Annotated in this window: 14 protein-coding genes; 2 read left to right on the forward strand and 12 right to left on the reverse strand. The window is 36.8% G+C overall.

The window, feature by feature from the left end:
• Positions 1-52 precede the first annotated feature (52 nt).
• The 9 genes from ACM26V_RS13740 to ACM26V_RS13780 all read right to left on the reverse strand — a co-directional run bounded on the left by ACM26V_RS13740 (position 53) and on the right by ACM26V_RS13780 (position 10,824).
• Positions 53-922, reverse strand: coding sequence for a MurR/RpiR family transcriptional regulator (locus ACM26V_RS13740; RefSeq protein ID WP_416147280.1), 870 nt, complete (start codon positions 920-922; stop codon positions 53-55).
• Positions 923-1,051: 129 nt separating this feature from the next.
• Positions 1,052-1,960 (reverse strand): N-acetylmuramic acid 6-phosphate etherase, encoded by a 909-nt coding sequence (murQ, locus tag ACM26V_RS13745; protein WP_416147281.1) that lies wholly within the window; start codon positions 1,958-1,960, stop codon positions 1,052-1,054.
• Between the two features lie 11 nt (positions 1,961-1,971).
• Complete coding sequence (locus tag ACM26V_RS13750) at positions 1,972-3,120, reverse strand: exo-beta-N-acetylmuramidase NamZ domain-containing protein (protein WP_416147282.1); 1,149 nt, start codon at positions 3,118-3,120, stop codon at positions 1,972-1,974.
• Positions 3,121-3,206: 86 nt separating this feature from the next.
• Positions 3,207-4,520, reverse strand: a complete 1,314-nt coding sequence (locus ACM26V_RS13755) for a 6-phospho-beta-glucosidase (protein ID WP_416147283.1) — start codon at positions 4,518-4,520, stop codon at positions 3,207-3,209.
• 20 nt (positions 4,521-4,540) lie between these two features.
• Entirely contained in the window at positions 4,541-5,509 is a 969-nt protein-coding gene (locus ACM26V_RS13760; RefSeq protein ID WP_416147284.1) for an N-acetylglucosamine kinase, read from the reverse strand.
• A 93-nt stretch (positions 5,510-5,602) separates the two neighbouring features.
• A complete protein-coding gene (locus tag ACM26V_RS13765) occupies positions 5,603-6,457 on the reverse strand; it encodes a carbohydrate ABC transporter permease (protein WP_416147285.1) in 855 nt (284 codons plus the stop codon).
• A gap of 16 nt (positions 6,458-6,473) precedes the next feature.
• A complete protein-coding gene (locus tag ACM26V_RS13770; RefSeq protein WP_416147286.1) occupies positions 6,474-7,346 on the reverse strand; it encodes a carbohydrate ABC transporter permease in 873 nt (290 codons plus the stop codon).
• A 111-nt stretch (positions 7,347-7,457) separates the two neighbouring features.
• Positions 7,458-8,816 (reverse strand): ABC transporter substrate-binding protein, encoded by a 1,359-nt coding sequence (locus ACM26V_RS13775; RefSeq protein WP_416147287.1) that lies wholly within the window; start codon positions 8,814-8,816, stop codon positions 7,458-7,460.
• A gap of 130 nt (positions 8,817-8,946) precedes the next feature.
• Positions 8,947-10,824: a beta-N-acetylhexosaminidase gene (locus ACM26V_RS13780; protein WP_416147288.1), complete on the reverse strand. Its 1,878-nt coding sequence runs from the start codon at positions 10,822-10,824 to the stop codon at positions 8,947-8,949.
• A gap of 221 nt (positions 10,825-11,045) precedes the next feature.
• Between ACM26V_RS13780 and ACM26V_RS13785 the strand changes: the two genes are divergently transcribed.
• The gene (locus tag ACM26V_RS13785) at positions 11,046-12,098 is read left to right on the forward strand and encodes a serine hydrolase domain-containing protein (RefSeq protein WP_416147289.1); all 1,053 of its coding nucleotides are present in this window, start codon (positions 11,046-11,048) and stop codon (positions 12,096-12,098) included.
• Positions 12,099-12,346: 248 nt separating this feature from the next.
• On the opposite strand, the gene ACM26V_RS13790 is transcribed toward ACM26V_RS13785, so the two are convergent.
• Positions 12,347-12,490: a hypothetical protein gene (locus ACM26V_RS13790; protein WP_416147290.1), complete on the reverse strand. Its 144-nt coding sequence runs from the start codon at positions 12,488-12,490 to the stop codon at positions 12,347-12,349.
• A 325-nt stretch (positions 12,491-12,815) separates the two neighbouring features.
• Between ACM26V_RS13790 and ACM26V_RS13795 the strand changes: the two genes are divergently transcribed.
• Positions 12,816-14,369 carry a hypothetical protein gene (locus tag ACM26V_RS13795; protein WP_416147291.1) on the forward strand — a complete coding sequence of 518 codons (1,554 nt, stop codon included), beginning with the start codon at positions 12,816-12,818 and terminating at the stop codon, positions 14,367-14,369.
• 104 nt (positions 14,370-14,473) lie between these two features.
• Here ACM26V_RS13795 and ACM26V_RS13800 read toward each other — a convergent pair whose 3' ends face one another.
• Complete coding sequence (locus ACM26V_RS13800; RefSeq protein ID WP_416147292.1) at positions 14,474-15,565, reverse strand: HD-GYP domain-containing protein; 1,092 nt, start codon at positions 15,563-15,565, stop codon at positions 14,474-14,476.
• Between the two features lie 234 nt (positions 15,566-15,799).
• Complete coding sequence (locus ACM26V_RS13805; RefSeq protein ID WP_416147293.1) at positions 15,800-17,107, reverse strand: protoglobin domain-containing protein; 1,308 nt, start codon at positions 17,105-17,107, stop codon at positions 15,800-15,802.
• Positions 17,108-17,131: the final 24 nt, after the last annotated feature.

A 17,131-nucleotide genomic window follows, 5' to 3' on the forward strand; every position in this document is an offset into this window, starting at 1 on the left:
AAGAAAGATTCAGAGAAAACGAACGAACCTTAAATGTAATCAATCGATTCATTTAATTTATTTTCTTTTTTGTATTAGTTAAAAATTCTACTGCTTTTCTCGTTTCGTCTAAATGTTTCACTGTTTCGTCGTACAATAAGGAAGCAACACACATAAATAATATATCCACTACTTGTAATTGGGCGATTCTTGATGAAGTAGCACCACTTCTGAAAGTAGGTTCTTTCGTTGCGGAAGTATACAAGTTAACATCCGCATTTTCAGCGACAACGTTATTACTATATTTTGTAAGGCTGATTGTTTTGATATTCCTTTGTTTTGCGAGTTGCAAAACCTTAGCAATTTCTAACGTGCTACCCGAATAAGAAATACCAACAACAACATCGTTCTCTTCTGCATTAGCCACTTGAGTTGCTACCATATGAATATCCGTAAAAGCATAAGCGTTTTTATTTATTCTTAGAAATTTTTGTTGCGCATCTTGAGCAATGATACCCGAAGCACCTAAACCGACAAAATGTATCCGTGAAGTTTTTCTTAACATCTCAGTTGCTCTCACTAATTCATCAATACTTAATAATTCAGAGGTTTCCCGTATCGTTTGAATACTATTATTCGTCATTTTTTCGATAATTGAGAGCGGTGATTCATTAGGTTCTATATCTCGAACAGCGCCACTGTCAGTTCTTTGCAGATCGCCAGCAATTCTAATTTTCAAATCCTGAAAACCTTTTAAATTCAATGATTTACAAAGTCTAATAACTGCAGCACCACTCGTTAAGCTTTTTTCCCCTAACTCTTTAGCGGTCAGAGAAATTGTTTCCTGAGGGTTAGCGATGATATAAATGGCTATTTTTTTTTCTGAAGGTGGTAACGATGAAAGCATCTCAGATAGCATCATAATCCCCCCGTTTACAGACATACATATCCCTCCTTTCTCACATTAAAAGTGGAAATCTCATTTTTAAATACTAAGTATAAACAAAGACATTAGAAAAATGCTTTGATAAGTCTAGGTTACCAGACTCATGTCTTAATCACACGATATTTTCTATTGGTCATTTGCTAAATGAATCGCCTCGCGAATAAATCCATCCGTTTGTTCTATATATTGTTTTGCAAGAGAAAAATCTATATTCGCTTTAATCATCACAATGGCAGGCTTCACTTCATATTTCGTTTTTTTCAAAACCTCTTCAGCTTCTAAATAAGATACATTAGTAATCGTGGATACAATGTTTTTTGCACGTTCTTTCAATTTATTATTGCTCACTTTAAGATCTACCATCAAATTTTCATATACTTTTCCAATTTTAATCATCGTCGTTGTCGTTATCATATTTACTATCATTTTGTGAGCAGAAGCTGCCTTCATTCTTGTTGAGCCTGTTAATGTTTCCGGTCCTGTGATAACTTCAATATTAATACTAGCATATTGACTGATTAGAGAATCTTTATTACTTGACAAGCTGATCGTTTTTGCACCAATATCCCCAGCATATTTGAGTGCTCCTGCTACGTATGGAGTGCGACCGCTAGCCGCAATTCCGATCACAACATCCAACTCTGTCAACCCTCTATTTGCCAATTCTTGTGCAGCTAAATTTTCATTATCTTCTGCACCTTCCACCGCTGTAAACATAGCAGAATTCCCCCCCGCTACAACTGCTTGGACTAAATCCGAGGGAACGCTAAATGTAGGAGGACATTCAACGGCATCTAGTATTCCTATTCTTCCACTTGTGCCTGCACCAACATAAAACAATTTCCCACCTTTTTTTAACGCATGAACGACTGCATCAACGGTTTTTTCAATCTCAGGAAGGGTTTTTTTAACGCTTTCCGCAACAGTTTGATCCTCATTATTTATAATTGTCAAGATTTTTGAAGTTGACTCTTTGTCAATATTCATTGAATGAGTATTTCTCATTTCTGTTGATAATTTAATTAATTTTTCCATCTCATCTCATCCTATCTATATAGAAGATAAGGTTCTCTTAGTTGACTGAATGAATCCAATTGATCCTTGCAAGTTAATAAAAATTCTTTTGAGTTACCATTCAGTATAAGATTCCTTAATATTTTCGTCCCAGCTAATAAATCAAAAAAATATTTGTCGTTCTCGTTTACAATAAATTTGAAATCTTTTTGATGAAGATTAGCAATTGTCTCAAGCAACAGAATCCCTATTTGCAAAGAATTTAGATCATGTCTATTGACGACATGCAGTTGCACTCCTCCGCAAATTTCATCTTTATGCTTCTGATAGCTTGGAATGAAAGAAGTTGGTCTTGCTAGTACACCTGGCAATTGTCTTCCGTTAAATTTCTTTGCAAGTTCATGCCCATCAATAAAGGGAGCACCTACCACTTCAAATGGTTTTGTTGTTCCTCTACCTTCTGATAAATTTGTCCCTTCAATTAAGCACGTTCCTGTGTACAGCGTGTTCATATCAATATTTGTTACATTCGGTGAAGGCGGAACCCAAAATAATCCAGTCTCGTCATAATACATATCACGCTTCCATCCATCCATTGGAATGACTGTAAGTTGACAGTTATATCCGAATTCGGACTTATACATCTGGGCGAGTTCCCCAACTGTCATCCCATGTCTGTTAGGGATAGGTAGTAGCCCTACAAATGACCTGGCATCACTCTCAACCAAATTCCCTTCCATATTTATTCCCGAGATTGGATTAGGACGATCGAGAACAACAAAATGCTTTCCATACTTTTCACTGGCTTCCATGACATAAGCCATCGTATATATAAACGTATAATATCTAGAACCAATGTCCTGAAGATCAAAAACTATCACATCTACTTGGTCCAACATCTTTTTAGTGGGTTTCTTGTGCTTGCCATACAGACTGTAAACAGGAAGATGGGTATATGGATCTGTGTATGACTCAACTTCTTCTCCCTCTTTCATGTCTCCTCGGAGCCCATGTTCCGGACTGTAAAGCGATGTTAAATGAATATCTGGATGGTTAAAGAACAAGTCAATAGATGGGACTAAGGAGTGGTTGACTCCTGTCATATTTGTAACAAGTCCAATTCTTTTCCCTTTAAAGTTTAAATACTCTTTTTCTAAAAATATATCTAATCCTATCTTCATTTAGATCACCTGTTTTCCCGTCGCTGCTTTCACACTAAATCTTTAAAACGTCGTTTGTTTGCGATCAAATTGTGCTTACAAAACCATTAATTGAATTGAGGTAAAAATCGTTTGTTTTCTTTTAAAATATCGTTTAACATCGGTTTTGCTACCGTAACAGACGTCACTAAAGGGTGGAGATTCAAAGCTTGTAAAGCTGCATGATAATCTCCTTTTACCGCTGCTTCCACTGTCAGTTCTTCGAAAGACTTGATGATTTGCAAGAGACCAATCATATGAGGTTTCACTTCTGACTGAATTTGGATTGGATGAGCTCCATCCGAATCAATTACACAATTCACCTCAATCGATGCGTCATCTTTCAAGAAACTTAACACTCCATTATTTTGAATATTCACCGTTTGGATATCTTTTTTGTTATTATAAATCGAAGAAATCAGATTCACAGCCGCAAGAGAGTAATAAGCTCCACCTCTATTTTCTAGCAATTTAGGCTTTTCATCCACTTCAGCGTTCCGATATACTTCAAATAATTCCTTCTCTATTTCTTTGACTACTTCAGCCCTTGTACCAGTTTGATCGGCCGCCTCTAGTTCATCAGCAAGCATTTTATCTGTCATGTAATAATAGCGAAGATAGCCACACGGGAGACCACCTAAAGAACTTAAAAAATCTTCATCCCATTTAAAATCTGGAATATTCTTTACAGAAAAACTTTGATCACCAGCAGGGTTATTCAAAAATTGTTCCATCACGTTTTCACCATTAATTTTTATTTTCGTCGTCCAATTTAAATGGTTGATTCCGACCCATTCAATATCAAGATTTGCAATATCAACCTCTGCATAATTGGCGATTTTCTTTTTTATCCCAATAGGCAAATTACATAATCCAATACTTTTAACCTTTGAGTATTTCGCTACAGCTTCTGTTACTATCCCAGCAGGATTTGTAAAATTGATTAAATAAGCATTTGGTGCTAATTCCTCGATCTCTTTACAAATATCTAAAATAACCGGTATTGTTCTCAAAGCCTTTGAAAACCCTCCAGCACCTGTCGTCTCTTGACCAATGCAGTTGTACTTAAGTGGAATTCTTTCATCTGATGCTCTCGCTTCAAGAAGACCAACCCTAATCTGAGTAAGGACAAAATCTGCATCCTCAATGGCTTCTCTTCGATTTAACGTAACGTGAACATTGATTGGTATTTCTTTTTTCTTTAGCATGCGATTCACTAGATTTCCAATAATCTCTAGCTTCATCTGCCCTTCTCTAATATCAACTAAATACAATTCTTTGATTGGGAGTTCGCTGTAGTTATTAATAAAACCTTCAATCAATTCTGGCGTATAAGAAGAACCCGCACCAATGACAGCTATTTTCAAAGATTTTTCACTCATACTTCATCATCCTCGCAAATCTAAAATTGTTTATACGATTTAATTTGTTCGTCGGTTACCTTTATTCCTAACTTATCAAATGTTAGAAAAACGGAACCATATACAGGTGCTATATCTAAATTAATCAGTTCATAATTGTGAATCCCACTATATTCTAGAGTTTCTTTTAAACAATTGATTAAGTGAGGATTTTTTCCTTTTTGTAAAACAGATCCATTCAAAACGATCGGAATTTTAATTTCAAGTAGAGACGGAAGTCTATTGACTACTGCCTTTCCTGCTTTACCTAGCTCTTCTCCAATGTTTCTTAAGATCATTATTGCCGCCTTATCGCCTTTTTCCGCTGCTCTATGGAGCACACGTGTTAATTGTAAAGGAGCTGAAAAAGCCTCCGTTTCTAACGCAAAATGATATAATTCTTCCATATCGGAAAACCCTAGTTCTAATGGGACCATCTCTTCTAACATTGATTTTTCATCACGAGACTCCCAAGATCTAATCGCCATCCGAAAAGTTTCTTGCGCCATAAACGCTCCACCTGCCGCATCGCCAAATTTATAGCCAAAGCCACCAATTTGCACACGATTACCAAATTGATCAATTCCTGCTGCATTTGTTCCTGATCCGCAGATGAGAACAACTCCGATATTTTTAGGGCTACCAGATCTCAAACCTTGCAACGTATCGCACTCAAGTCCCCATTGTTTAAAAGGCATTTTACCGACTAATTTTTTTAATACTTTCATATCTTTTGCAGTATCAGCACCTGCTAAGCCATATTGAGCATAATCAATATCATCCGATTGAAGATCAGCCTCATTTAAAGCTTGATTTACTGCGCCATGCAAATGAGTTAGAAATAATTCGGACCCTGTACTCGTATAATTTGATCCTAACGAGAGCCCTTCACCGAGAAGTTCGCCTGCATCATTTACGATCACTGCATGTGTCTTGCTATTACCACCATCGACTGCAAGGATTTTCTTCAAATGATTCTCTCCTTATTCATATTTTCAGCAATATTTTTATTCCTGAAGCATGAGCAAAGCGATTTAAGATTGGATAATGTTAATTTTTACAGACTAACCTTTGACCGCGCCCTTCATGATCCCACCTATAAAATATTTCTGTACAAACATAAAGAGAATAACAACTGGAGCCATAGAAATAACTGCACCTGCTGAAATTAATCTCCAATTTGATGTAAATGTACCTGATAGCATATTTAAACCAAGTGGCAAAGTGAACATATCTTGATCACTGATAATAATTAATGGCCAGAGAAAGTCTCCCCACGCTGTAATGAATGTAAATATCGCTAATGTTGCCATTGAAGGCTTGACGAGTGGGACTAAAATTTTAAATAATATTTGAAAAGTGTTTGCCCCATCCATCCTGGCTGATTCATCCATTTCATATGGAACAACTGTAAAGGCTTGCCTCATGAGAAATACTCCAAATGCCGTTGTAATATTGGGTAAAATCATGCCTGCGTATGTATTTTGCAGACCAAGATTCATCGAAATAAGGTATACAGGAATCATTAAAAGTTGGAATGGAATCATCATTGTGCTAATTACTAAAAAGAAAATTGTTTTCTTGAATCTAAAATTCATTCTGGCTAGCGGATAAGCTGCCAACGTACAAAATAGAACCGTAAGAAGCACTGTCACAACAGTTACTACAACACTATTAAATAAATATCTAGCAAATGGAAATGTATTCATGACTTGAACGTAATTAGCGAACGTTAATTGCTCAGGAATTAACTGTGGAGGATATGTAAATACATTCTCTCCTGCTGATTTAAGTGAAGTAGAAATTAACCAAATAAAAGGTCCTACCATAATAATCGCCACTAATAATAAAAGTAAATAAACTATAATTTTTTTCGAAATATCTTTTAGGTCAATCTTCTTGTTATAAATCGTGATCACTATAACTCACCTCCGATCAGGTAATATTGCCTCTTTTTCCTGTGAATTTTAAATTTATTACAGTAAGAATAACTGTAAAAATAAATAGTACGACACCAGCTGCACTTGCATAGCCCATATTTAATTTAGAAAATGCTTCCGTATAGATAAAAAATACGAGCGTCTCTGAACTATGGAGTGGACCACCGCCAGTCATAATGTAGATTTCCTCAAACACTTTCATCGCTGCTATAATTGACATCATTGACACCAAAGCAATAAAAGGCATAAGCATAGGAATCGTAATCTTTGTTACTTGTTGCCACCAACTTGCCCCGTCAATCTTGGCTGCTTCATACAAGTCTTCTGGTATCGATTGTAATCCAGCCAAATAAATCACCATATAGTAACCGATTCCTTTCCAGATTGTCACTACCATCACTGCAAATAAGGCAGTCGTAGTAGAAGTTAGCCAATGAACTGGCTCATCAATAACCCCTAAAAATTGTAATATGTAATTCAATACCCCGTATTCTCTGTACAGCAAATCCCAAGCTAAACCGGCTACTACCATTGACGTAATAACAGGTAAGAAGAATGCAGAACGAAAAAATACAGCACCTTTAATTTCCTGATTGACTAATACAGCCACAAATATTGGAAGAATAACTAATAAAGGTACGACACCGACCACATAAATGATTGTATTTGTGAGCACTTGCCAAAATAAACCATCTTGAAATAACTCAGTATAATTTTCTAATCCTGTGAATTCAGCATCTTGAATAATATTGTACTCAGTAAAACTTAACCAGATTGCTTGAATCATTGGAAAGAAAACAAAAGTTCCTAATATCACGCAACCTGGAAGCAAAAATAAATAAGGTGTAATTTTAGCAGTACGCAACATTTTCCCTCCTTGATCGTAAAACGAATCATTTAAATAACACCCTAAGAGTCAAGCTAGCGAGCCTGACTCTTTAATGGGAGTCTCGGTAAAGCATGTAGACGATTCTAATTTTTATTCAACTAATAGTTCATTCCACTCTTCTTCTGCTTCTGCTTCTGCTAATGCTTCTTCCGGTGTTGCTTCACCTAACATCGCTTTTGCAAATGCATCATGGATAGCAATTTGCAGTTCACTAAAATTATTCATTGGCGGTACTAATAGTTCAGCATTTGGCAATTGTTGTGCTGAAATAATACGCTCGTAATCAGCTGCCTCTGGATCCTCAGGCAAGTCAGTGAAATAAGGGTCATCCAATGTCGCTTCAGTAGAAGGAAGAATGGCAGTAAGTTTCGTAAATTCTAACTGATTTTCAGAATTCGTCACGAACTGAGCAAATTTTATCGACTCTTCTTTGTTCTCTGATTGTTCTGGTATAACAAGGTTTTGAACATTCATATTCTTTTTACCTGACTTTCCTGTTAAAGCTTCAGAAGGCTCTGAAACTTCGTAAACGTCAGGTGCATTTTCTGATACTTCTGTCATAAAGATATTCTCACCAAAAGCAAGTTGACCTGATGTATATAAATTTGTAATTTCTCTTTGTTCCCCTAATGATTCTGGTGGAATCAGACCATCTTGATATAACGATGTAAAATATTCTACTGCTTCAATGCCTTCCGCACTGTTAAAAGCAGCTTCCGTTCTTTCTTCATTTGTTAGATCCGCACCCATCTTAACTAAGTATTGCATTGGTAACGTTCCTTCAAATGAAGGGAAGAATCCATATTTACCTGTTTCCTCCATCACTGTTTCTGCATATTCCGCAGCCTCTTCATAATTACTAGGAGGGCTATCAGGATCTAAACCTGCTTCCTCAAAAACTTCAGTATTTGTGTAGGCAATTTCTGTACCTAAATACCATGGAAAAGCAAAAGTATTCCCTCCAAGTTGATTCGCTTCCCATGCACCTTGGAGATAAACGTCTTTTTCTTCTTGAGATATTTCATCGTCCAATATCGTTAAAGCATCTAGCTCAGCAAGATTAGACCCAAATGATGGATTTAAATTCACGACATCTGGGGCATTATTAGCACTGATATCTGAAAGTAACTTTTGCTCTAAATCAGAGGCCGGAACATCTACCCAATTTATAGTCACGTGACTATTCTCTTCTTCATATACATCTATTAATCCATCAATATATTCCGTGAACGTTGGCTGTAATTGCATTGTCCAAAATTCTAATGTGACTTCTTCTTGAGAGGCTTCTTCATTGTTACCGTTGTTTCCATTCGTATTGTTTCCTTCATTAGCTGTCTCGTTATTATTTCCATCTGCTGCATCATTTGCATTATTATTATCATTTCCACAAGCAGACAAAGCTAATAGTGAACTTAAAAGTACACCAGTGACGATCTTTTGTTTTTTCATCAATAATTTCCCCTTTTAAAATCATATTTTTTTAAGTTTGCAATCAAACCTTTTAAAAAGCTAGTTGCTAGTACTTCACCTCCCTTAATATATTTAACTTAATACCTGGGTGAATTGCTTTCCGAAGCTATTATGACAAATCGCTAGCCGTGACAATTCTTTTATATATATTTCTTCCGAGAGAACCACTTGGCATTTCATAAGGTCCCTCAAATTCTAATCGCTCTTCCTCCAACTCTTCAACTTCAGCTATATCGCCTTTTATCCATTTCTCCATTCGGTGATGGACTGTCTCTAGGCGAGCAGAAAGTCCTCCATATCTAATTTCTAACACTTCCCACCCAAAAGGCTTATTTGTCGAAAACCATAAGTCGCGGTGGCATTTTCGCAAAGCATCTGCATTTTGCATTAACTCCTCTAATTTTTTCATTAACAATTGCATCTCTTGTTTATCCTTCGCATCATATATTTCTTTCAATTTGATTCCTATTTCAGCTTTCACACTGAGGACGATGGCTAGATTTCGATAAAAATCAAACAACAAATACCATTGTGGATTTTCTTCCGTCGCTCTGTTCAATTTAGAGATCATTTTTTCATAATGGTCATTGAGAGACAATCCGTGAATGTTTTTGTCATATAACCCAATTAAAACGTCTTGCCAGAGTAAAAATTTAGACGGATTAGATTCATGTAAATTATTTTTTGAAACACCTGGTGTCTCATCGAATTGATTTAGAATCATAAAGTCTTCCCAACGCCCACCAGCACACGTTTCGAACCGAGATTGTAAGTGTTCGTCATTCACATGTTCCCGATAGGCATGTTCTGCAAATAACTGCAACATCGGTAATCCTGAAACGAGAGGTGTTTCAGCGCCATTGTCCCCCCACATCGTTAAGAAAACTTCTTCAATTCCCTCTTCTTTACAAGCAAGCAAAGCTGCTTCAGTAGTAGCTCTCGCCTTACCATAGTTAGGAGCAATCCCATTCCACGTCCAAACACCGCCTGCAAAAATAGGTGCGGAACCCAACTTCAGATGTTTTTGTATAAATTCTTTGTAAAACTTCTTATCCGTATGATAATAATCCCAATAAACAAGCTGCGTATTTGGAATGGACGCAATCACTTCTTCTGGAATCGACGCTTCTAAATCATAGTAAGAACCGTCTTTTGAACCTAATCGAAAGTACATGTCACTCCAAATCATTGTCTTTAATCCATTTTTCTCAGCAATAGAAACAACTCTTTGTAGGTGTTCATTCATAATGTTAAAACGCTCACGGTAGCCATTCTTATCTAAATACTTTCCTAACCCCAGCTGATGAGCTTCATCCATTCCGATATGTATCCTTTGTGATCGAAATGGTTTCGATGCAGCTTCAATGATATTTTCTATAAATTGATGCGTTTCTAATTCGCCAACTAATAAAATGTCTGCTGTGTCTTTTATGTTGGCTGCGTAGTTCCATTTAAGAGCTTCGGTTAAATGGGCTAATGTCTGGATGCAGGGGATCATCTCAATACCTAATTCGTGTGCATAGTCGTCGCATAACCTTAATTCTCGCAGTTTATACCTCCCCCGCATATAGCCAAAATAAGGATATTCAGGTACTTCATAAGTGTCTTCCGTATAGACCATTAAAACATTCAAACCCATGGTTGCCATTTTACGTAGTATTTTTTTTAACTCGTCTGTTTTTAATACGCCATTTCTTGAGGCATCAACCATGACCCCATTCGTCTGAAAATAAGGTTCTTCTGTTAATTCAAAATTCCTTTTTTGTTGATAGTTTTCGATCCAAAGCCCGATTGCACGAAAGAAGTGTATCTTCTCTTCAAAGAATATTTCACCGTGGTCGTTTGTATTATTTACATATAATGGACCTTTTCTCTGCTTAATGTATACTGGATACCCGTCTGCTTTTAATTGAATATTCATGTCCTGTGAAAGAATAGACATTCCATCCGCTATTAACGACGTATCTCCAATTAGTTGAAGTTTCATCTTTTCTCCTTTTAGCTTTTGTCATTCGTAAATAACTTAAAGAGATTCTTGAATAATTAAAATATAACACAAAAACTTTATTTTTGAAATAAAAAATCAATAATTTATTAAATATTTCGGTTTTTAATTTCAGTTTCGGCACATTTATGGTATAAATACTGATAAACTGAAGAAGAAAGATAACAGTTACTATTCACAAAATAAGGAGTGTACTGAAAAAAATGATTCATTCTGTTAAACAGTTTTTACAAAACGAAATTTCATTAAACCACTTACCAGGGGCGTGCGTTCAAGTTTCCTTTAAAGGAGAAATTGTTTTAAGTGAAGCCATAGGCAACAGAACGATCCTCCCAAACAAATCACCGATGAATAAAGACACGGTATTTGATCTTGCTTCATTAACAAAAATCGTTGCGACATTACCTGTTTTATTAAAACTAATCGATTCTGGCGATATTACTCTTGATGATCCAGTTGCCTACTTTTTACCTGCATTCGCTCAGAAAAACAAAGAATCACTTACGTTGAAACATTTGTTAACTCATACGTCAGGGCTCCCTGCACACCGACCATATCACCTAAGCCCCCACCGCTTCTCAACTGAGGAAATTATCGATGACATTTGTGCTGAACCGCTCGAATACCGAACAGACAGTAAAGTCGTTTATAGTGATCTAGGGTTAATGATTTTATATAAAATTATTGAAACGATAACAGAAGAAAAATTTGAGCATTACGTTGAAAGGGAAATCTTTCAACCTCTTAATATGATGGAAACGACATTCAATCCGTCTTTTGATTTGAGTCGCTATGCTGCAACTGCTTATAGTGAGAAATTAAATAGATATAAACAAGGGATTGTACATGATGAAAACGCAGAAGTAATGGAAGGAGTTAGCGGACACGCGGGACTTTTTTCCACTCTTAACGATTTACAGAATTATACGTCAATGATTGAAAATGATGGCGTATTTAATGGAAAAACGATTCTTTCAGAACCAGTTTTAAAACTTTCTAAACTTAATTTCACTCCTTTCGATGTTCAGCATAGAGGATTAGGATGGGTATTAAATTCTCAACATTCATCCTCGTGCGGCGACTTATTTTCTGAGCAATCATATGGACATACTGGATTTACAGGAACAAGCATATGGTTTGATCCAACGATAGATTTACATGTTATTTTCCTGACAAACCGTGTTCACTTACAGGATTCTTCATCTTTTTTTAGATTAAGATCAAGATTGCATAATCTGATCCGTTCTCATTATTAAGAAGAAGCAGTAAGTTTCAACTCATAAAAACGACCTGAACGAATGATTTCACCGTTCAGGTCGTTTTTTTATTGGTTAAGCATACAAAATTATTGTGCATGAGAAAATGTCGTCGTATCCTAGGGGTTACTGAATGACTAATAATACTGATCGTGACAGTGGTTTCCGCCTATTTTATCGTAGTTAAGTGCAAAGGAATGTACACAATATGGGCCATAAACCTTGCAGGTTAAAGAGATTTACCAGCTCTAATCAATAAGGATGCCTCTTTCATGGCGAAAAAGACTGTCTCTTCCTCTTCTAGTATTGCGCTGTTGTTTATCCGTCGAGACAAATCGATGTAGATTCGACGAAGCAAATGCTCTTTCCTGCGGTATTGGAAGTCCTGTCAAGACCCTGCAGGGCATTTGCCCGAAGCGGCTTGACGACATCACCGCGGAAAGCGAAGACATGAAAGAGGCATCCTACTTTGATAATAAATGGATCACCTTTGTAAAGACCTATGTTATTCAGTAGCACCTAGCCTAGGTTCTTTGTGAATCATTCAGCTATCTTTTCTGTCATAATGAAATACGTTATAAAATGATAATTTCCCGATCGGAATTAGGAAGCAGGAGAACCGTCCCTGCGCTTCTCTTTGCTTCTCCTCTTGCTTCCGGTTGGAGGTTAATAGTAAAATTGAGTGGTATTATTAGAAATTTTAAAAGAGGTGTTTCTATGCAAGCTGCTGCATTTACTCATTCGGTTCGATCGGCTTCTACACGTAACTTGAAGATTGCATATGTTTTAATGTCTAGTGCTTCGATTACGAGGATGATTTCAAGCAAATTGACTACAACAACAGACGTTTCACAACGAAAAGCGCTGTTTGACGAATATCAACAGACTCTCGATAAAGAAGTCGAGCTTGTCGATTTTGCTAGAGAGGAACTACCGTTTGAGATAATCACTGTCTTTGCCCAGCGGTATAACTTGTCTCTTTCGGCAATCGATACACAACAAGGCTTAGACGAATTTACTGACAAAGTCTTAACTAAGGCTATCCAGTCTTATCGTTCGATAAATAAAAAATTTACTGGAACTAGGTTTGAAGACGTTGTCCATCATTTTTTCAAAAAAATGTATGAAGCAATTGGCAAAAAGTATAAGGAAGCAACGGATACTGAGCAAGAAGAGCTTGACAAAACATTCGAAACGTTTATCGCAGATTTACCTGAACGGCAACAAGAACAACTAAAACACGAATTACGTATATCTGATCTATCCCAGCAAACGATCAACCGAATTTTTGTTAGCGATGGATCAGTTATGTTATATTCCGCTTTAGTCAATACAATGGGGTTCTCTTTTTATGAGAAAGGAGCATCTCCTTTAGCGAGTAGTGCTAACCTTTTAGGCCTGACAATGCCTTCTACCGCTTATACAAACTCGGCATCGTTGGTTTCCGCCTTAGCAAGCCCGCTATTTTTCTTAAGCATTAACCCTGGCTCTGCTCTTACTAAACAGCGGTCAAAAGACAACGACTTGATGAACTTTCTTGCTATTCTGCTATTGATTTTCAGTCAAGACAGTGAAGAAGAAGCATGTTCATCCGAAGAAATCAATCAAAGATGGAAGACAAAATTTGCACATTACCAGCATTTGCTGCAAGAAATTAACGAACTCACTTTAGAGAAATCACAAACGACAAATGCGATTGATCGGTACACTGAAAATAAGTCGACATTTGAGCAAAAGATCGCCATTGTCAAAAAGAACATTGCCCAACAACACGCTAATATCGCGAATGATTTACAAACAATGAGCCTCGAAAAATTAGCTGAACATGACTTGATAGCTGGAATCGCCCGTCAACTTCAAATTATAGAACGAGACATTGATTCACGATCAATGAAAATCGTCAGTGGTCAAGGATTGATCGGTAAAATAAAGGCTGGCGTGGTCAATAGCAAAAATTCAGTATTAGTTAAAGAAAGAGAACTGAAGCGAAAAAAACTTTATCGCGATATGGCCAATTTAATTGTTTCAAATGATGTTCCGTTATTTGATGTAGAGAGCAACCTCATTAGTGATTTAAAAGACAAAAACCTAGAGAACCAACGGAAATTCACTGCTGTCATCGATAAAATTGATTTCTTAAAGGAACAACGGAAACGATTAACTAAAAAATACCCTCTTTTAGAAAGCGAACGCAAAGAAATGATTCAACATTATCCTGGAATTGATCGCGTGAAGGCTAGGCGGGATAAGTTTCCAGTCGTTAATCGATAATCAAAAGAACTATCAGTAAAAAGTCGACCTGAACAATGAGTATCGCTCACGTTCAGGCCGACTTTTTTTCATGAAATTTCTTATACACCTTTATAAAACCATTGTTATACTTCTTCTCCTTGTAAATCCTTCAACCTATTATCGGCAATGTCTTGAATCGTCACACCTTTTAGGTCGTACAACTGATGTACATCCTCATCAATACTGATAAGTGGATTCTCAATATTCATTGCGTCAAATAATACAATCTTTCCCGTTCGCCCATCCGATAAATACACTTCTGTGCCAGTATACAAGCTGACCATATAATTAATAAATGGAAGTCCATATACGGCTGAGAGCCTCTTATCATAAATATCCTTCTTCACTTCCGATAATGCTTTAAAGGGCGACTGCTTTTTGCGAAAAATGCGGTCAGAGGAAACGGCATCGAACACATCTGCAATCGCAATCATTTGCGCCACCTCTGGAATTTCATCTCCATGGCGTTCCTTTGGATATCCTGATCCATCCATCCGTTCATGATGATAGAATGCACCATCTAGGATGTACTGAGAAACACCTTCTTTTTTGAGCAGGTCATATCCGATCTCTGTATGCTTAAAAATCGCGTCTGCCTCTTCTGTTGATAACGTATCCGCTTTATTAAAAATCGTTTCTGGAATCTTTACCATTCCGATATCATGGAGAAGTCCAGCCTTCCCAATTTCAATCACATCCTCATCTGGGAAGTGATTCAACTTTGCAATGAGGGAAGTCATCAGTCCCACGTGGATACTATGGCGCAACAAATATCCTTCATGACCTTCCAATTGCTGCAAAAATTCAAGCAGACTATGAGACACAAGTGCCTCTGTCACTAATTGGTCAAACGCATCCAACGTCTCCTTCACGTCCACTTCAATATCTGACTCCGTACTGTTAAACAACTCTTGCAATCTATTAAACTGATCTCGATAAGCTGCGATAAACGGCTTATGCTGTACTTTACACTTCTGATCCAACTGTTCAAGGAAGGACGTATGACCAAATACGGAAATTGTCTTAATCTCATTTTGTCTCAACAACCTTATGTGACTCGTTGTAATGACCATGCCTTCTCTTAATAATATAGATCCATTTTCAGATAAAATATCAGTAGCGAGCTTTCGGTCCAAAGCTAGATGTGCAAAGTTGTCAATATTGACTTGATCCATGCCAATCCCCTCCTCAACTTACTATCTACTTCTATTTTACCCTTTCTACTATTAAAATACCGTCTTGAGTGGAATAATAAGAGAATGTTCTCAGTAATTCCCGGGAAATATAGTACTTTACACCGATTAACAAAGTTGATAACAAGTGAAAATACCCACTGGTTTCATGTTTAAGTATTTAACTATGACGTTCCGAAATATCTAAACAATTCTGAAAGTGACGCCAGGCATCCCCTACATATCTTTCGATTTATTAGCTAATTCGTCCGCTGTCTTGGAAACATGCTCTGAGGCGCTAGCTACTTCGCCAATTGACTTGGTAAAATTATGTACTTCGTTTTCAATTTCCTCATTATAGCTACGAGTAACACTCATTTTATCAACGATATGTGTAAAGGAAATGTCAAGACTATCGACGGTTTGATTATTCGCATCAATCGCTTTGTTGACATCTATAATAATTTGCGAATTTCCTTCCACTTCTGTTTTTGTTTCATTTAATAGATTTCTAACTTTTTCCACCGACTCTTTTGTTTGCTCAGATAATTTTCGCACTTCATCTGCAACTACAGCAAATCCTTTTCCGTGCTCACCCGACCTTGCGGCTTCTATGGCCGCATTCAAGGAAAGTAAATTCGTTTGGTCTGCAATTCCCTGAACAATCTGAACAATCCCTTTCACTTCTTCAAACATTTGCATTAGCTTGCCCATGTTTTTCTCCATCTTCTCCACATTTTCCGTTACTTCTAACGTAGATTTTTTCAAGTTTCCTAACTTGCTTTTTCCTTGTTGTGCGTTAGAGTCACCCTCAATGGCTAGCTGCGTTCCATTGTTTGCCTTCTCGGTAATTCCAGCTAATTGCTCATTTATATCATTAATACTAGCAGATGTCTCTTCAGCAATTGCGCTTAGATTTTCTGACGTGGACATCACCATTGATTGTACCTGCTGTTTCAATGCATTTTCACTTTCGCGAATGCGGGTCGTTTCTTTATCAAAAGCCTCTAAGACTATTTGCTGCTCTAATCCGATAATCTTTGAAATTGCCTGAATTCCTAACTGAAGATCATTCGTATCACTATAGTGCTCGCCAATCAATTGGATCATTTCCAACTGAATCCCTTGATAAGCACACATGTACCACTTCTGTTCTAGGCCTATTTGAACGTGAATATGAGCAATTTTATATCGTTTTTGAATAAAAGATTCATTCACTTCCCCATTAAACATTTCCACTATATGTTTACTGAGTGTCTTTTTTAATTTATCAACAGAGCTATTGTCATTAATAATCTGCATAAGGATTGGCGAATGCTCAATATTGTCATAAAACGTCGTAACCAAATAATTAATATTAGGTTCAACGATTCGTTTCAGTACATTCAGTACTTTTAAATCTTCTTCCGTAATTTGATTCATAAGAATTTGCTTTTTAATATCACTATACTCGCCAACATCTATTGGATTTACCTTGACCTCTTTGATTTCTTCAGATAACAACGCTTTCTTTTTTGCACGTTGGCCTTTTCCTTTTTTAAACATGTTCATATCCCCCTGAATACAGAT

The sequence above is a fragment of the Salipaludibacillus sp. HK11 genome (assembly GCF_047795645.1).
Taxonomy (GTDB): domain Bacteria; phylum Bacillota; class Bacilli; order Bacillales; family Salisediminibacteriaceae; genus Salipaludibacillus.

Coding starts and splice junctions, on each gene's coding strand:
- ACM26V_RS13740 (WP_416147280.1), bottom strand. CDS start 922: ATGTCTGTAAACGGGGGGATTATGATGCTATCTGAGATGCTTTCATCG.
- murQ (WP_416147281.1), bottom strand. CDS start 1,960: ATGGAAAAATTAATTAAATTATCAACAGAAATGAGAAATACTCATTCA.
- ACM26V_RS13750 (WP_416147282.1), bottom strand. CDS start 3,120: ATGAAGATAGGATTAGATATATTTTTAGAAAAAGAGTATTTAAACTTT.
- ACM26V_RS13755 (WP_416147283.1), bottom strand. CDS start 4,520: ATGAGTGAAAAATCTTTGAAAATAGCTGTCATTGGTGCGGGTTCTTCT.
- ACM26V_RS13770 (WP_416147286.1), bottom strand. CDS start 7,346: ATGTTGCGTACTGCTAAAATTACACCTTATTTATTTTTGCTTCCAGGT.
- ACM26V_RS13775 (WP_416147287.1), bottom strand. CDS start 8,816: ATGAAAAAACAAAAGATCGTCACTGGTGTACTTTTAAGTTCACTATTA.
- ACM26V_RS13780 (WP_416147288.1), bottom strand. CDS start 10,824: ATGAAACTTCAACTAATTGGAGATACGTCGTTAATAGCGGATGGAATG.
- ACM26V_RS13785 (WP_416147289.1), top strand. CDS start 11,046: ATGATTCATTCTGTTAAACAGTTTTTACAAAACGAAATTTCATTAAAC.
- ACM26V_RS13795 (WP_416147291.1), top strand. CDS start 12,816: ATGCAAGCTGCTGCATTTACTCATTCGGTTCGATCGGCTTCTACACGT.
- ACM26V_RS13800 (WP_416147292.1), bottom strand. CDS start 15,565: ATGGATCAAGTCAATATTGACAACTTTGCACATCTAGCTTTGGACCGA.
- ACM26V_RS13805 (WP_416147293.1), bottom strand. CDS start 17,107: ATGTTTAAAAAAGGAAAAGGCCAACGTGCAAAAAAGAAAGCGTTGTTA.